Origin of the sequence: Pseudomonas halotolerans, assembly GCF_039581215.1 — a bacterium.
GTDB lineage: Bacteria > Pseudomonadota > Gammaproteobacteria > Pseudomonadales > Pseudomonadaceae > Aquipseudomonas > Aquipseudomonas tehranensis.
The window spans coordinates 189,715-205,167 of sequence record NZ_JBCNTJ010000007.1; the positions used below are offsets into that span (position 1 = coordinate 189,715).

General features: G+C 60.2%; 14 protein-coding genes. 4 read left to right on the forward strand and 10 right to left on the reverse strand.

All coding sequences use genetic code 11. The annotated features are described in order from the left end of the window. Positions 1–9: 9 nt before the first annotated feature. The gene (locus tag AAIS01_RS12325; RefSeq protein ID WP_343469191.1) at positions 10–1,401 is read right to left on the reverse strand and encodes an L-cystine transporter; all 1,392 of its coding nucleotides are present in this window, start codon (positions 1,399–1,401) and stop codon (positions 10–12) included. Between the two features lie 242 nt (positions 1,402–1,643). Between AAIS01_RS12325 and AAIS01_RS12330 the strand changes: the two genes are divergently transcribed. After that, positions 1,644–2,699, forward strand: coding sequence for an HAD family hydrolase (locus tag AAIS01_RS12330; protein ID WP_343469192.1), 1,056 nt, complete (start codon positions 1,644–1,646; stop codon positions 2,697–2,699). Between the two features lie 106 nt (positions 2,700–2,805). Here the strand turns inward: AAIS01_RS12330 and ilvD are convergent, their stop codons facing one another. The 5 genes from ilvD to AAIS01_RS12355 all read right to left on the reverse strand — a co-directional run bounded on the left by ilvD (position 2,806) and on the right by AAIS01_RS12355 (position 9,777). Continuing rightward, positions 2,806–4,647 carry a dihydroxy-acid dehydratase gene (gene ilvD, locus AAIS01_RS12335; RefSeq protein WP_343469193.1) on the reverse strand — a complete coding sequence of 614 codons (1,842 nt, stop codon included), beginning with the start codon at positions 4,645–4,647 and terminating at the stop codon, positions 2,806–2,808. Positions 4,648–4,914: 267 nt separating this feature from the next. Then, entirely contained in the window at positions 4,915–6,117 is a 1,203-nt protein-coding gene (locus tag AAIS01_RS12340) for an MFS transporter (protein WP_343469194.1), read from the reverse strand. After that, positions 6,110–7,063 carry a diiron oxygenase gene (locus tag AAIS01_RS12345; protein WP_343469195.1) on the reverse strand — a complete coding sequence of 318 codons (954 nt, stop codon included), beginning with the start codon at positions 7,061–7,063 and terminating at the stop codon, positions 6,110–6,112. The genes AAIS01_RS12340 and AAIS01_RS12345 overlap by 8 nt, the downstream gene beginning before the upstream one ends. Beyond that, positions 7,060–8,142, reverse strand: coding sequence for a SagB family peptide dehydrogenase (locus AAIS01_RS12350; protein WP_343469251.1), 1,083 nt, complete (start codon positions 8,140–8,142; stop codon positions 7,060–7,062). The genes AAIS01_RS12345 and AAIS01_RS12350 overlap by 4 nt, the downstream gene beginning before the upstream one ends. A gap of 438 nt (positions 8,143–8,580) precedes the next feature. After that, positions 8,581–9,777: a class I SAM-dependent rRNA methyltransferase gene (locus tag AAIS01_RS12355; protein WP_092395418.1), complete on the reverse strand. Its 1,197-nt coding sequence runs from the start codon at positions 9,775–9,777 to the stop codon at positions 8,581–8,583. 199 nt (positions 9,778–9,976) lie between these two features. On the opposite strand from AAIS01_RS12355, the gene AAIS01_RS12360 reads away from it, so the two are divergent. Genes AAIS01_RS12360 through AAIS01_RS12370 form a run of 3 tightly spaced genes read left to right on the forward strand, consistent with a single transcriptional unit; the run spans position 9,977 to position 12,023 of the window. Beyond that, positions 9,977–10,792 carry an HDOD domain-containing protein gene (locus AAIS01_RS12360; protein ID WP_343469252.1) on the forward strand — a complete coding sequence of 272 codons (816 nt, stop codon included), beginning with the start codon at positions 9,977–9,979 and terminating at the stop codon, positions 10,790–10,792. 44 nt (positions 10,793–10,836) lie between these two features. Then, positions 10,837–11,649, forward strand: a complete 813-nt coding sequence (mutM, locus tag AAIS01_RS12365) for a bifunctional DNA-formamidopyrimidine glycosylase/DNA-(apurinic or apyrimidinic site) lyase (RefSeq protein ID WP_047226033.1) — start codon at positions 10,837–10,839, stop codon at positions 11,647–11,649. Positions 11,650–11,702: 53 nt separating this feature from the next. After that, on the forward strand, positions 11,703–12,023 hold the full coding sequence (locus AAIS01_RS12370) for a multidrug transporter (RefSeq protein ID WP_343469196.1): 321 nt from the start codon (positions 11,703–11,705) through the stop codon (positions 12,021–12,023). A gap of 162 nt (positions 12,024–12,185) precedes the next feature. On the opposite strand, the gene AAIS01_RS12375 is transcribed toward AAIS01_RS12370, so the two are convergent. From AAIS01_RS12375 to AAIS01_RS12390, 4 genes are all read right to left on the reverse strand, one after another. Continuing rightward, entirely contained in the window at positions 12,186–12,437 is a 252-nt protein-coding gene (locus AAIS01_RS12375) for a YfhL family 4Fe-4S dicluster ferredoxin (RefSeq protein WP_003206534.1), read from the reverse strand. Positions 12,438–12,569: 132 nt separating this feature from the next. Continuing rightward, on the reverse strand, positions 12,570–13,049 hold the full coding sequence (gene coaD, locus AAIS01_RS12380; protein ID WP_007897855.1) for a pantetheine-phosphate adenylyltransferase: 480 nt from the start codon (positions 13,047–13,049) through the stop codon (positions 12,570–12,572). 115 nt (positions 13,050–13,164) lie between these two features. Beyond that, positions 13,165–14,760: a GMC family oxidoreductase gene (locus tag AAIS01_RS12385; RefSeq protein ID WP_343469197.1), complete on the reverse strand. Its 1,596-nt coding sequence runs from the start codon at positions 14,758–14,760 to the stop codon at positions 13,165–13,167. A gap of 133 nt (positions 14,761–14,893) precedes the next feature. Further along, positions 14,894–15,439, reverse strand: a complete 546-nt coding sequence (locus AAIS01_RS12390) for a twin-arginine translocation pathway signal protein (RefSeq protein WP_343469198.1) — start codon at positions 15,437–15,439, stop codon at positions 14,894–14,896. Between the last annotated feature and the right edge of the window lie 14 nt (positions 15,440–15,453).

The window sequence follows — 15,453 nt, forward strand, 5'->3', positions numbered from 1 at the left end:
TGGGAGCAATCAAGCCTGCACCAGCTCCCCATGCTCCTCTGCATCGAGCAAAGCCTTGTCGGTCTGCTGCATCACCTGGCTGGTGATGGCCCCGGCGGTGATTGAGCCGCTGACGTTCAACGCCGTGCGGCCCATGTCGATCAGCGGCTCGACGGAAATCAGCAGCGCCACCAGGGAAACCGGCAAGCCCATGGCCGGCAGCACGATCAACGCGGCAAACGTTGCGCCGCCACCGACACCGGCCACCCCGGCCGAACTCAAGGTTACGATCGCTACCAGCGTGGCGAGCCACACCGGATCCAGCGGGTTGATGCCCACGGTCGGCGCGACCATCACCGCCAGCATGGCCGGGTAGAGCCCGGCGCAGCCGTTCTGGCCGATGGTGGCGCCGAAGGACGCGCTGAAGCTGGCAATGGCCCGTGGAATGCCGAGGCGGCTGGTCTGGGCTTCGATACTCAGCGGGATGGTCGCGGCGCTGGAGCGGCTGGTAAAGGCGAAGGTCAGGACCGGCCATATCTTGCGGAAAAAGCGTAGCGGGTTGATTCCTGCGGCGGACACCAGCAGACCATGAACCACGAACATCAGGCCCAGCCCCAGGTACGACACCACCACGAAACTGCCGAGCTTGATGATGTCCTGCACGTTGGAGCCGGCCACCACTTTGGTCATCAGCGCCAGCACGCCGTACGGAGTCAGCTTCATCACCAGCCGCACCAGGCGTGTCACCCAGCTTTGCAGGGTGTCGATGGCGTTGACCACTTTCTGACCTTTTTCCACATCATCCTTGAGCAATTGCAGGGCCGCGACACCCAGGAAGGCCGCGAATATCACCACGCTGATGATCGAGGTCGGCTTGGCCCGGGCCAGGTCGGCAAAGGGGTTCTGCGGAACGAACGAGAGCAGCAGTTGCGCAATGTTCAGGTCAGCGACCTTGCCGGCATAGTCGCTCTGGATCACCTGTAGGCGCGCGATTTCCTGGGTGCCGGCCACCAGACCTTCGGCAGTGAGACCGAACAGGTTGGTCAGGCCGATACCGATAAGCGCGGCGATGGCGGTGGTGAACAGCAGCGTGCCGATGGTCAGGAAGCTGATCTTGCCTAGGGAGGAGGCATTATGCAGGCGCGCCACCGCACTCAGAATTGAAGCGAAGACCAGCGGGATCACGATCATCTGCAGCAACTGCACGTAGCCGTTGCCCACCAGGTCAAACCAACTGATCGAGGCTTTCAACACCGGGTTGTCGGCGCCATAAATCGTGTGCAGGACGGTGCCGAACAGCACGCCCAGCACCAGTGCCAGCAGCACTTTTTTGGCCAGGCTCCAGGTGTTGTGACGGGTTTGCGCCAGACCGAACAGCAAGGCGAGGAACACCAGCAGATTGAGGATCAGCGGCAGATTCATCAAAAAACTCCGATAGGACGTGTGCCAGTCGCCTGAACCCGCGACTGCGAGGCGGGAAGCCTAACAGCCTGATATCTAATGAATTAATAATAAAAAGGTATGTAGATTGTCGTTTATGGAATAAGGCAATGACGTTTATGGGCACGCCGCTGGCGCTATCAAGACGTACACGGTCGCGGGCAGGAGAGAAACGTCACACACATTTGTTAGCGTCGAACTCTTTGAACCTTGGAGAAACGCCGATGAAGCTTGCACCTCACCTTCTCGTTGTCGCCTTGAGCCTGGGCTTCGTTGGCCAGGCGCTCGCCACTGAGCTCAAGCACTGGCCGGCGGAACAGGCCAGGGCGCTGGACGCGATGATTGCGGCCAACGCCAACAAAGGTAACTACGCGGTGTTCGACATGGACAACACCAGTTACCGCTACGACCTGGAAGAGTCGTTGCTGCCGTTCATGGAGAACAAAGGCCTCATCACCCGTGAAACCCTCGACCCATCCCTGAAGCTGATGCCGTTCAAGGACACCGCCGAACACAAGGAAAGCCTGTTCAGCTACTACTACCGTTTGTGCGAAGTGGATGACATGGTCTGCTACCCCTGGGTCGCCCAGGTGTTCTCCGGCTTTACCCTCAAGGAACTCAAAGGCTACGTCGACGAATTGATGGCTTCTGGCAAACCGGTCCCGACCACGTATTACGATGGCGACAAGGTGGTCAACTACAACGTCAACCCGCCGAAGATTTTCACCGGCCAGGTCGAGCTGTACAACAAGCTGATGGAAAACGGCATCGAGGTCTATGTCATGACCGCCGCTTCGGAAGAACTGGTGCGCATGGTCGCCGCCGATCCGAAGTACGGCTACAACCTCAAGCCGCAGAACATCATCGGTGTAACCACGCTGCTCAAGGACCGCAAGACGGGCGAACTGACCACCGCCCGCAAGCAGATCACCAATGGCAAATATGACGAGAAGGCCAACCTGAGCCTTGAGTACACACCGTATCTGTGGACCCCGGCGACCTGGATGGCCGGCAAGCATGCGGCAATCCTGACGTACATCGACGAATGGAAAAAACCGGTGCTAGTGGCTGGCGACACGCCCAGCAGCGACGGCTACATGTTGTTCCACGATGTGAACGTGGCCAAAGGCGGCATTCACTTGTGGGTCAACCGCAAAGACAAGTACATGGACCAGATCAACGGCATGATGGCCAAGCACGCCGCGGCCCAGGCCAAGGAAGGACTACCAGTGACGGCGGACAAGAACTGGGTGATCGTCAAGCCGGAAGATATCCAGTAGGCGCTGGCGAAGCCTGCGATCTTTTGCTCTTTCGCTTGAAACTCAAGCGGTATGGAAAAGATCGCAGCCTGCGGCAGCTCCTACAGGCATTTTGCGGTTATCGCGCTTACAACCCGTCGAGCATCGCCTTGTTACGCACCGCGCCCTTGTCGGCGCTGGTGGCGAGCAGGGCGTAGGCCTTGAGGGCGGTGGTGACTTTACGCGGACGCACTTCTACCGGCTTCCAGCCTTTGGTGTCCTGTTCAACACGGCGCCCGGCCAGTTCTTCATCGCTGATCAGCAGGTTGATCGAGCGGTTCGGAATGTCGATCAGGACTTTGTCACCGTCGCGCACCAGACCGATGGCCCCGCCAGCCGCGGCTTCCGGTGAAGCATGGCCGATGGACAAGCCCGAGGTGCCGCCGGAGAAACGGCCATCGGTCAGCAAGGCGCAGTCTTTGCCCAGGCCTTTGGACTTCAGGTAGGACGTGGGGTAAAGCATTTCCTGCATGCCCGGACCGCCTTTTGGCCCTTCGTAGCGGATGATCACGATATCGCCGGCCTTCACTTCGTCGGCGAGGATCCCGCGCACGGCGCTGTCCTGGCTCTCGAAAATCTTGGCGTTGCCTTCGAACACATGGATCGATTCGTCGACGCCGGCGGTTTTCACCACGCAGCCATCCAAAGCGATGTTGCCGTACAGCACGGCCAGGCCGCCCTCCTTGGAGTACGCGTGTTCGACGCTGCGAATGCAGCCGTTCTCACGGTCATCGTCCAGGGTTTCCCAGCGAGTGGACTGGCTGAATGCCGTTTGCGTCGGAATGCCTGCCGGGCCGGCCTTGAAGAAATGATGCACGGCTTCGTCGGTGGTCTGGGTGATGTCCCACTTGGCGATGGCCTCGGCCATGGTTTTGCTGTGTACGGTTGGCAGGTCGGTGTGCAACAGGCCACCACGGGCCAGGGAGCCGAGGATGCTGAAGATCCCGCCAGCGCGGTGCACGTCTTCCATGTGGTACTTCTGGATGTTCGGCGCGACCTTGCACAACTGCGGCACGTGACGGGACAGGCGGTCGATGTCGCGCAGGTCGAAATCGATCTCGGCTTCCTGGGCAGCGGCCAGCAAATGCAAGATGGTGTTGGTGGAACCGCCCATGGCGATGTCCAGGGTCATGGCGTTTTCGAACGCCTTGAAGTTGGCAATGTTACGCGGTAGCACCGACTCGTCGTTCTCGCCGTAGTAGCGTTTGCAGAGCTCGACGATGGTCCGGCCGGCCTGCAGGAACAGTTGCTCGCGATCGCTGTGGGTGGCGAGGGTCGAACCATTGCCCGGCAGGGCCAGGCCCAAGGCTTCGGTCAGGCAGTTCATCGAGTTGGCGGTGAACATGCCGGAGCACGAACCACAGGTCGGACAGGCGCTGCGCTCATACTCTGCGACCTTCTCGTCAGAGGCACTGGAGTCGGCGGCGATCACCATGGCGTCGACCAGGTCAAGGCCATGACTGGCGAGCTTGGTCTTGCCAGCTTCCATCGGGCCGCCGGAAACGAAGATCACCGGGATGTTCAGGCGCAAGGCAGCCATGAGCATGCCGGGGGTAATCTTGTCGCAGTTGGAAATGCACACGATGGCGTCGGCGCAATGGGCGTTGACCATGTATTCGACGGAGTCGGCGATAATCTCGCGACTGGGCAGCGAATAGAGCATGCCGTCGTGGCCCATGGCGATGCCGTCATCCACGGCAATGGTGTTGAATTCCTTGGCTACGCCGCCTGCGCGTTCGATTTCCCGGGCAACCAGTTGGCCCAGGTCCTTGAGATGGACATGGCCTGGCACGAACTGGGTGAAGGAGTTGGCAATGGCGATGATCGGCTTCTTGAAGTCGTCATCCTTCATCCCCGTGGCGCGCCACAATGCACGGGCGCCGGCCATGTTGCGGCCATGGGTGGATGTTTTCGAGCGGTAATCAGGCATGGAGCACTCCGGGCGGCAAATCAGGTACGTATCAGGTATCAATGGGAAGTGAGCTTCTGTCGACGTCTGGAACACCCGGTTTTGGTCGTGTGTCCGGAAGTGGCCGATGACTTTGCAGGATCACTGCGCGCCTGGGCATGAGCTCATAAACCCGCCGGGGATGAATGGCGATGAATCTCGCGATTCTACACCGCTGGCGTCAGGATGAAATGACGCAAAGCGCTGATCGGGCGCCAATGTCGCGCTCGGGATGACGATTGGTAACGTTCAGCCCGTCAATAGCTCCCTGTGACGATGCCGGAGCAGACCATTGAGTGCCAGCCCCAAGAGGCTGAGCAATATCAGGCACAGGGCCAGCGTGGTTTGCAGGTCCAGCCGGGTGAGGCTGAGCACAGCACTGGTCAAACCGCCGACAATGAAAATCAGCACGCTGCCTGCCGAGGCCGATGTACCGGCTTGCTCGGGGAATATGTTCATCGCGCGGGTGTGGGCAGCCGCACGGGCAATGGTCGTTCCGGCGGTGCATACGATCATGGGCAGCAACAGGGTGGTGATCGACAAGCCGCGGTGGCTGGAGAGCCCAAGCATCAATACGCCCGCCGTCAGGATCAGGCCCAGCCCCGTGAGGATTTGCGTCTGTGGGTCGATCCTGTTGCTCAGCACGGTCGCGACCGCGCCACCGCCGATATAGGCCAGCCCGTAACCCAGCATCGACAGCGCAAATGCCTCGGGCGACAGCTGCAACTGATCGATGAGAACCAGCGGCGAGATGACGATGAAAGAAAAATGGCAGGAAAAAGCCAACGCCGACGTCAGCCAGTACGCCATGAAGGCGAAGTCACTGCATACCTTCCGGTAGGACGCAATGAAGTGCGGGCGCCTGGGTTGGCTATCCGTGGGCAAAGGCTTGAGTAGAAAACTGGCGCTCAAGAACACACTGACAGCCAGGGCAATGAATACCAGGAAGCTGCCGTGCCAGCCCATCCAGCTTTGCAGGCCGGTGCCGGCCAAGGGCGAAATGGAAATGAAAACCCCGCCGCAGGTGACCAGGAAAATTCGTAATCGCTGTTGCTCCTGGCCTGTAAACAGGTCCTGGATCAGTGCCTGAGAGAGTACGAAACAACCGCATCCCAAGGCCTGGATGACTCGAAAAAGCAGGAAGGACCAGTAATCATTGGCAACGACGCACCCGGTTGCGCCAATGGCCGAGACGATGATCCCGATCAGCAGCAGGTTCTTTCGCCCCATGGCGTCGGAAAGCGGCCCGACCAGCAGTTGGGACACTGCGATCCCCACTGCGAACAGGCTGATGGACAAGGCAATATCGGACGAGGGGCGCTCGAAGTGTTCCGACATTGCCGGAAACGAGGGGAGCACCACATCGATGGGAAATACGCCGAGCAAGGTCAGCGTCAACAGTAAACCGACAGTGGCCGCTTTGCGTGTGGCGAGATCTTGAGTGTCAGTCATCGATAAACCCCGCCTGGAAGAACATCTGCCGATTGGCGCCGTCGTCGAAGAAACCTGCCTGCTGCATGGCGGTGAAGGTCGATACTGCCCCCGAGCGAACCCGTCGGGCGTGAGCGTCCGGTTGCAGGAGGCCTGCAACGATCTTCAGGGAGTCCTGTTCGTCGAAACCGACGCTGGCGAGGCTGCGCATTAACCAGGCAGTGTCGGGTTCGAAGTAAAGACCGATGATGTCCAGCAGCAACCTTGCGGCCAGGGCGCGCTGCTCAGGGGCCAGGGCGGACCACAGGTACTGGAACACCTCGCTGAAATAGCGGCTATGGCGTGCCTCGTCCTCGAGATGATTCCTGAGCATCAGGTAAACCGTGGAGACCAGGGTGTCGCGGGTAATGGACAGCAACTCCTTGGCGATGATCGTTTCGGAGACGAACCCCAGCAGAAACCACGCCAAAGGGCGATCCGGGGGGCTGGCGGCAGCGATCACGCCCAGCAGGCGGTCGATGCGCCTGGGGATCGCTCGGTCGCGGATGTCGTACAGGGCGGCGATCTGTTCGGCTACTTCATTGGAAAACAGCGCGTGATAACCCTCGTCGGTGTAGAGCTGCAGGGCGGCGGTTTTCATCTGGATTGGGATGGGGACGGCCAGTTCGCCATGGACGATGGTTTCCACCGCGCGATTGACGACCCGGTGTTCGAGCAAGGTGGTGTAGTCGAGGAAATACACCAGGTGATTGGCGGCCAGGCGTTGGGCAATGGAGCGCCCTGCTTTGTTGATCAGCGGGTGTTCGATATAGGGTATGAAGGCTGGCGCGAACCAGTCCCGACTGGCGAGTTGTTGCTCCAGATCGTCGGGCAGGCGGTAGCCGTTTTTCCGCACGCGCACCGCAGCCTTGTTATCCCAGTCGCCCAAGGTATAGCGAGGCGTGTGTATAAAGCTCGGACCGGTCATGACGCAGTGTCCTGACTATTGACCAGCGCCATCAGTTCCTTGCAGTGCACCTGCCCGTCGCCATGGCCGCAGCCGACAAAAAACAAAGGCTGCTCGGGGGTGTCTTCAAGGCCAAGCAGCCGCTCCACCTGGCGGTCGCTCAACGCTCCGGTCAACCAGGTATTGAGGCCCAGGGCCGTCGCCACCAGCAAAAAGGTCTGGGACACGTGGCCCGTTTCGACAAAAGCCATTCGATAAGCGCGCGAGTGTTCGTACTTCCACCAGAGCTTGTCGAAGCGCGAAGTGATGAACAGCCCGAACGGCAACGGATTAATAAAGTGCTGCCCGCTTAGCAATTGGCCCAAGGGGCCTTCTGGAAGCGACCGGATCAGGCTCAAGGCATGTTCGGCTGGATGGTAGGCGTAGATCCCCGGTTCCAGCCCGGCAACGTGACGCACGTACACGTAACCTTCGCAGGCATTCAGGCCGCCGCCCGAGGGGCTGCTGCGTCGCGCACCCAGCCCTGCGGGATGACCGGTCTCATGAACGGAAGGGCGCTCTTTCAGGTAACCCAGGGTCAGGTACAGGAGGGTGCTGACCTGCTCGATTGAAAGGGCTCGTTCGCTGAATGAGCGAGAGGTGCTTCGACTGACAAGCGTCTGCCCCAGCGAAACATCCGCCATGTCGATCAGGGAGCAGGGCGTCAAGGCAATCCGGTCAACCGGGCAGGGTTTTATGCGTGAGGCCGGCGGCGGTGATGATAGAACCTCGTTGCAATGTTCCAGATACAGGGTTGCCCATTCATGGATATTTTGGGGAACACTTTCGCAAGGAATATTTTTTGTGCCGATATGAAATATTCTGGATAACTCGTCCCACCGCCATTCGCGGGCTTTGTGTGGCGCTGTAGTCAATATGCCGGCGTTCAGGAATTCGATATCAATGGGGTTGCAAGTGTCGAAGTTTGAAGGGTCGTCGATCAGTTGCGCCAGTCGGGTCGAATAATGAAGGTTGAGTTCGAACTGAGTGTGCTGCTCATAGTTCCATACAATCTGGTGCGGCGGGCGCGCAAGTATGAAAACGCACGGATTTATATGCATTAAGGTTTTCCGCTGAGGGGCGAGCATGGATGGGCTGAGGCGCCGGCACTCCTCAGCGCCACCCTTTACTTACTTAGCGGCCTGTTGGAACGATCAGACCGGCCAGGTTTGCGATTTTGTTAGCTTCCAGACGGATTGCTTTCATGATGCAGCTCCTTTGCTTGAAAAAGTGGGTTGAGTAAGTGTTGTGCTTTTCGAAAACCATCACTTGCGAAGTGACAGTTCAATCATAGTTTTTAATGAGTGCTTGGCAAGAGGATATTGAGTAGGAAAGTTCCAGTAATAATGTGGGATGACTCATACAAAAAAATTGTTTTGTAGGCTTTTGCTTAAGCGCTTGGTAACTTTTCGCACGTGCAAAAAAAAACGCAGCCAGGGCTGCGTTTAATAAAGGTCCGTGTGCGGGGCAGGAGCCTTGGCGCCAGCCCTGCAAATGATTCAGCTGTTGGGCAACAACCGGCAGGTGATGCTCTTGATATAGCGGGTTTCGGCGATGGCTGGGTGTACTGGATGATCCGGTCCCTGGCCCCCGCGTTCGAGCAGTTGGATGTTGCGATCCAGGTGCCGGGCGCTGGTCAGCAGGATGTTCTGCAGGTCGTCTTCGGGCAAGTGCATCGAGCACGAAGCGCTGACCAGGATGCCGTCCTTGCTGAGCAGGCGCATGGCTTGTTCATTGAGGCGGCGATAGGCGCCTTCACCATTCTTCAGGTCTTTCTTGCGCTTGATGAAAGCCGGCGGGTCGGCAACGATGACGTCGAAACGCTCTTCGCTGGCCTTGAGTTCCTTCAGGGCTTCGAACACGTCGCCTTCAATGCAGGTCAGCTTTTCGGCAAAGCCATTCAGCGCGGCGTTGCGCTCTACGCCATCGAGGGCGAAGGCCGAGGCGTCGACGCAGAATACTTCACTGGCACCGAACGCTGCGGCTTGCACACCCCAACCGCCGATGTAGCTGAACAGGTCGAGTACGCGCTTGCCCTTGGCGTACGGCGCCAAACGTGCGCGGTTCATGCGGTGGTCGTAGAACCAGCCGGTTTTCTGGCCTGCCATGACCGGTGCTTCGAACTTCACCCCGTTCTCTTCCAAGGCGACCCACTCCGGTACGAGGCCGAACACCGTCTCGACGTAGCGGTTCAGGCCCTCGGCGTCGCGGGCGGCGGAATCGTTCTTGAACAGGATGCCGCTGGGCTTGAGGACCTGGGTCAGGGCGGCGATCACGTCTTCTTTATGAGCTTCCATGGTGGCGGAGGCGATTTGCACCACCAATATGTCGCCAAAACGGTCGACCACCAGGCCGGGCAACAGATCGGAATCGCCATAGACCAGGCGATAGAACGGCTTGTCGAACAGGCGTTCACGTAACGACAACGCCACGTTGAGACGATGTACCAGCAGGGATTTGTCCAATGGCAGCTTCACGTCACGGGACAACAGGCGGGCGCAGATCAGGTTGTTGGGGCTCATCGCGACGATGCCCAACGGCTTGCCGCCAGCGGCTTCGAGGATGGCCTGGTCGCCAGCCTTGAAACCGTGCAGCGGGGTAGCGGCTACGTCGATTTCGTTGCTGTAGACCCACAGGTGGCCGGCGCGCAGGCGACGGTCGGCGTTGGCTTTGAGGCGCAGGCTGGGCAGGGACATGACGTCGCTCCGGAAAAAAGAGCGGGAGTATAACGTGTTGGAGCTTGTACGGGGCTCGTGGTGGACATATGGCGCGATGTGCCCGACGGTGTATCGGATCCCTCTTTAAGGGTTAGAATCGCCGCCTGACCCAGAGTGTATGCCCATGTCCCAAGAGCTTTCCGCCGAACAGATCCAACAGTCCCTGCAAGGCATCAGTGTGCCACCCCAGCCGCAGATCATGGTGGATCTGCAGATGGAGCAGTACATGCCTGATCCGGACCTGGAGACCATTGCCAAGCTGATCTCCCATGACCCGGGCCTCTCGGGTGCCTTGCTCAAAATCGTCAATTCGCCGTACTACGGCCTGCGCAACAAGATCACTTCGATCCAGCGCGCGGTGAACCTGCTGGGCAGCCGTTCGATCATCAACCTGATCAACGCGCAGTCGATCAAGGGCGAGTTGCACGATGATGCCATCGTCACCCTCAATCGCTTCTGGGATACGGCCCAGGACGTGGCGATGACTTGCCTGACCCTGGCCAAGCGTGTCGGCCTGGAGAACGGTGATGAAGCCTATGCTTTGGGGCTGTTCCACGATTGTGGCGTGCCGCTGATGCTCAAGCAGTTCCCCAACTACATGAGTGTGCTGGAGCAGGCCTACGCCAATGCCAGCGCCGAGTGCCGGGTGGTGGACACCGAGAACCGCGAATTCAACACCAACCATGCGGTGGTCGGGTATTACACTTCCAAATCCTGGCGCCTGCCGGACCATGTCAGCCAGGCCATCGCCAACCACCACAACGCCCTGGCGATTTTCAGCGATGAGACGTCACGCAACAACAGCCCGCTGAAAAACCTGCTGGCGATCCTGAAAATGTCCGAAAACATCTGCGCATCGCACCGGGTCCTGGGCAATCAGGCTGTAGACCATGAGTGGTCCTGCGTCGGGGCGCTGGTGCTCGATTACATCGGTTTGTCGGAATACGACTTCCAGACCCAGAAGCAGGAAATTCGCGACCTCGCCACTCGCTAAGCGTCGAAAACCAGCACCAGGTCATCGTCTTATTCGAGAACCCCATGCCAGAACTGCCTGAAGTCGAAACCACCCGCCGCGGAATTGCGCCCCACCTGGAAGGTCAGCGGGTCAGTCGCGTGGTCGTGCGCGACCGGCGCTTGCGCTGGCCGATTCCCGAAGACCTTGACGTGCGACTGTCGGGGCAGCGGATCGTGCTGGTGGAACGGCGGGCGAAGTACCTGCTGATCAACGCCGAAGTCGGCACGTTGATCAGTCACTTGGGCATGTCCGGTAACCTGCGCTTGGTGGAAGTCGGCATGCCCGCCGCCAAACATGAGCATGTGGACATTGAGCTGGAATCCGGCTTGGCCTTGCGCTACACCGACCCGCGCCGCTTCGGGGCGATGCTCTGGAGCCTCGACCCGCTCAACCACGAACTGCTGATTCGCCTCGGACCGGAGCCGTTGACCGACCTCTTCGATGGCGAGCGTCTGTTTCAGCTTTCACGAGGGCGCAGCATGGCGGTCAAGCCGTTCATCATGGATAACGCGGTGGTGGTTGGGGTGGGCAATATCTATGCGACCGAAGCGCTGTTCGCTGCCGGGATCGACCCGCGTCGCGAGGCCGGGGGCATTTCCCGGGCGCGCTACCTGAAACTGGCGATCGAGATCAAACGCATCCTTGCCCATGCCATCGAGCGCGGCGGTACAACGCTGCGTGATTTCATCGGGGGAGACGGCCAGCCGGGTTACTTCCAGCAGGAACTGTTCGTGTATGGCCGGGGCGGTGAGTCATGTAAGGTCTGCGGCACGGGGCTGCGGGAAATCCGCCTGGGTCAGCGAGCCAGCGTCTGGTGCCCACGCTGCCAGAGCTGATCCGTCCTACGGTCTATAGTCAGTAGTCATACTGCTAGCCGAAGGATCGCCCCATGAATCTGCTTCGACCTGTCGTCCTCGCGCTGCTGTTGTGTCTCGGTTTGCCTGTCCAGGCAAACAGCGGCAGCGGCGACCCGCGCTACACCATCCAGAATCCGCCTGCCTACGCCATGATCGGCGACCTGCTGATCGCCCGCCCATTGCTGCTCGCCGCCACGGTGATCGGTACCGGGGCATTTGTGCTGTCGTTGCCCTTCACTGCGTTGGGCGGTGGCGTTGGGGATGCGGGGAAGGCGTTGGTGGTGGACCCGGCGAAGGCCACGTTCGTGCGGTGTCTGGGGTGCGTTGGGGAGGGGTTTGAGCGGCAGGAGTGAGGCCGGCAGTTGAATCTCTGGGGTTGCTGATGGCCCCTTCGCGAGCAAGCCCGCTCCCACAAGGGATTTGCTTAAGACACAGATACTGTGGACATAGCCAATCCCTGTGGGAGCGGGCTTGCTCGCGAAGAGGCCCGCACAAGCGCTACAGCGTCTTCTGGCTCAAGCCTTGCCCGTAATCTTGCGATATTTCGCCATCAACTGTTCTTCCGTTTCCGGATGGGCCTCGTCCAGCGGAATGCAATCCACCGGGCAGACCTGCTGGCACTGGGGTTCGTCGTAGTGGCCGACGCACTGGGTGCACAGGTTCGGGTCGATGACGTAGATCTCTTCGCCTTGGGAAATGGCCTCGTTCGGGCACTCAGGTTCGCAGACGTCGCAATTGATGCAGTCGTCGGTGATGATCAGGGACATGCAGGCTCCTGCCGGGGCATTGAGCCCGGGCATCTGAAAACGAATGCGCAATTGTGCCGCATTGGCGAGCGCAGTGCACGCGGGTGCGATGGACTGCGCTTGTGTCAACTGCGACGGATCGCAGCCGGCGGGTTATTTCTTGAAGCGCAGGGTCAACGCATCGGCCACGGCCGGGTGGACAAACTTGGTGATATCACCGCCCAGGGCCGCGATCTCCCGCACCAGGGTCGAAGAAATGAAGGAGTAGCGCTCCGACGGCGTCAGGAACAGGCTCTCGACGTCCGGCGCCAACTGGCGGTTCATGTTGGCCAGTTGGAACTCGTATTCGAAGTCCGAGACCGCACGCAGGCCACGCAGGAACACATTGGCGTTCTTTTCCTTGGCAAAGTGCGCCAGCAGCGTCGAGAAGCCGACCACTTCCACGTTGGGCAGATGTTTGGTGACCTCGCGGGCCAGCTCCACACGTTGCTCCAGCGGGAACAGCGGGTTTTTCTTCGGGCTGGCGGCGACGGCGATGATCACATGGTCGAACAGGCGCGAGGCGCGTTCGACCAGATCGCCATGGCCCTTGGTAATAGGGTCGAAGGTACCTGGGTACAACACTCGGTTCATCGCGTCGTCCTGGCGGGTGTCCGTTGGGGAGTCGGATGGTATCGCAGCCTACTCGGTCGGCCAAGTCGGCTGTAAGGTAAGTAAGCACTATAGACAGTGCGAATAATCCATATATTCATGATTTTTTCAGACGTTCGGCCAGCGCTGTCGCCAGTTGAGCGGTCAGGCCGTACACCGATAGCTGGGGGTTGGCACCGATGCTGGTGGGGAACAGCGAGCCGTCATGGATGGAAAGATTACTCAATTGATGATGGCGCCCAAGGCTGTCGGTGACGGCGCTTTTCGGATCTTCGCCCATGGCACAACCACCCATCACGTGGGCGCTGCCCAGGCGGGTGCGGTACAGGGCGAGGTCCAGGCCGTCGATTAGCGTGCGGGCTTCGGCCAGGGTTTTCACGTAGCGGGCGTCGCTGTGCATCGGCATGACTGCCCTGGCGCCGCCGGCGAACTGAATCTCGGCCATGCTGTGGAACGCTCGGCGCAAACCGTCCCAGGCGTAGGGTGACACCGCGTAGTCGAGCACAGGCGTGCCGTCGCTGCGCAACTGAACGTTGCCGCCGCTGCTGTCTGGGTGAAAACCATCACGCATCAGCGCCAGCATGGCGTGGGTGTGGGGCAGTTGCGCCATATGTTCGGCATTCTCGCTGCCAAACCCGCCCAGTAGCGCGGCGGCGAGGGCCGGGTGCAGGGGCGGGACTTCCAGTTTGTAGGACATCTTGCCGGTGGCACCGTCCTGCCACTGGAAATGATCTGAATAAATCGATTGTGGTGCGCCGTAGAACGGATTGATCACTTCGTCGAATTGCCCGGCCGACATGTTTACCAGGTGCAGGAAGGTGCGTTTCCCCAGGCGCTCGTGCGGGTCCGGCGCTTCGGAGCGCAACAGCAAGGCCGGGCTGTTGATGCCGCCGCCGGCCAGCACGTAGTGCCGCGCCTTGACCGTGACGTGCCGCCCTGTCGGCGCCACGCAGCGCTCGTCCATGGCCAGGCATTCCAGGCTGACAACCGCATCGTTTTTGATCATTAGCCGTTCGGCCCGTGCCAGGTAAAGCAGCGCGCCGCCCTTGTCCAACGTGGCCGGAATGGTGGTGACCAGCATCGACTGCTTGGCGTTGGTCGGGCAGCCCATGCCGCAATAGCCCAGGTTCCAGCAACCGCGCACATTGCGCGGGATGACGTGCCAGCTATAGCCCAACTGTTCGCAGCCTTTGCGGATCACGTCGTTGTTGGCATTGGGCGGAACCTGCCAGAGCGCCACACCCAGGCGTCGCTCCATCTGTTCAAACCAAGGCGCCATTTCTGCTGGGCTGTGACCCTTGACGTTGTGCTCGGTCGCCCAGTGGTCGAGGGTCTGGTTGGGCGTGCGGAAGCAGGAGGTCCAGTTGATCAATGTCGTGCCACCCACCGCGCGACCCTGGAGAAGGGTGATGGCACCGTCCTTGCTCATGCGTCCGAGGCCTTCCTGGTACAGGCTGGTATAGGCCTGGTCCTCAAGCAGCTTGAAGTCATGGCTGGTCTTGAGCGGACCCTCCTCGATCAACAACACCTTGTAGCCGGCGGCACTGAGGATTTCGGCCGTGGTGCCCCCGCCGGCGCCGCTGCCGATGATCGCAACGTCCGCTTCCAGGGTCAGGTCCTGGGTCAACTGCGCGCCGTTGTAGGTGGTCCAGCCGCGGGCCAGGCCTTCGCGGAAGGGGTCGAGTACGGGCATGTTCGGGGTCTCTTGTTGTGTCTGAGTGGGGGCGGCGTGCTTGAGTCAGCCATCGCGAGCAAGCTTTGCTCCCACAGGTGCTCGGCGATCTACTGTGGGAGCAAGGCTTGCCCGCGATAGAGCCCGCTCGGTTTCAAATCTTCGGCGGCCCCGGGTATCCGCAATGCGCCCAGGCCTCGGCCCGGCTGTACCACGCCATCATGACCAGTTGCAGCAGTGAGCTGTGGCCCTGGCGCAGAAGGTCCAGCGCGCTGTTTTCCCACCGTTCGAGAAACTTTTGGATGTCATCGGCGTTGGCGTTTTCCCACGAGCCCCAGACCCCGGTCAGCGGTCCGCGGGTGATGCCCAGCGTGAGCACGTCGAACAGTTGGCGGGTGAGTTTGAGCATGGCCGGAGACAGATGCGCCAGGCTGATGTCGAGGTTTTGCAAGGTGGCTGCAGCGGCGGCGGGAATTTTCTCAGCGACCACGGCACCGTTCAGCATCACCGGGATGACGGCGCGCAAGAACGGTAAATCGCTGTTACGCAGGGCCGCCAGACCGCTGGCCGGTTGGTTGGGCGAGCAACCGCTCAGGCTGGCACCCAGCCCGACGGTGGCCAGGAACGCGCTGGCGCCGAGGCTGAACTTCAGCAGGCCACGTCGTGACAGGGCGGGTGTATCGATCAGGCTTGGATTCATTATTGTTATTACCC

Coding starts and splice junctions, on each gene's coding strand:
- AAIS01_RS12325 (WP_343469191.1), bottom strand. CDS start 1,401: ATGAATCTGCCGCTGATCCTCAATCTGCTGGTGTTCCTCGCCTTGCTG.
- AAIS01_RS12330 (WP_343469192.1), top strand. CDS start 1,644: ATGAAGCTTGCACCTCACCTTCTCGTTGTCGCCTTGAGCCTGGGCTTC.
- ilvD (WP_343469193.1), bottom strand. CDS start 4,647: ATGCCTGATTACCGCTCGAAAACATCCACCCATGGCCGCAACATGGCC.
- AAIS01_RS12340 (WP_343469194.1), bottom strand. CDS start 6,117: ATGACTGACACTCAAGATCTCGCCACACGCAAAGCGGCCACTGTCGGT.
- AAIS01_RS12345 (WP_343469195.1), bottom strand. CDS start 7,063: ATGACCGGTCCGAGCTTTATACACACGCCTCGCTATACCTTGGGCGAC.
- AAIS01_RS12350 (WP_343469251.1), bottom strand. CDS start 8,142: ATGCATATAAATCCGTGCGTTTTCATACTTGCGCGCCCGCCGCACCAG.
- AAIS01_RS12355 (WP_092395418.1), bottom strand. CDS start 9,777: ATGTCCCTGCCCAGCCTGCGCCTCAAAGCCAACGCCGACCGTCGCCTG.
- mutM (WP_047226033.1), top strand. CDS start 10,837: ATGCCAGAACTGCCTGAAGTCGAAACCACCCGCCGCGGAATTGCGCCC.
- AAIS01_RS12370 (WP_343469196.1), top strand. CDS start 11,703: ATGAATCTGCTTCGACCTGTCGTCCTCGCGCTGCTGTTGTGTCTCGGT.
- AAIS01_RS12375 (WP_003206534.1), bottom strand. CDS start 12,437: ATGTCCCTGATCATCACCGACGACTGCATCAATTGCGACGTCTGCGAA.
- coaD (WP_007897855.1), bottom strand. CDS start 13,049: ATGAACCGAGTGTTGTACCCAGGTACCTTCGACCCTATTACCAAGGGC.
- AAIS01_RS12385 (WP_343469197.1), bottom strand. CDS start 14,760: ATGCCCGTACTCGACCCCTTCCGCGAAGGCCTGGCCCGCGGCTGGACC.
- AAIS01_RS12390 (WP_343469198.1), bottom strand. CDS start 15,439: ATGAATCCAAGCCTGATCGATACACCCGCCCTGTCACGACGTGGCCTG.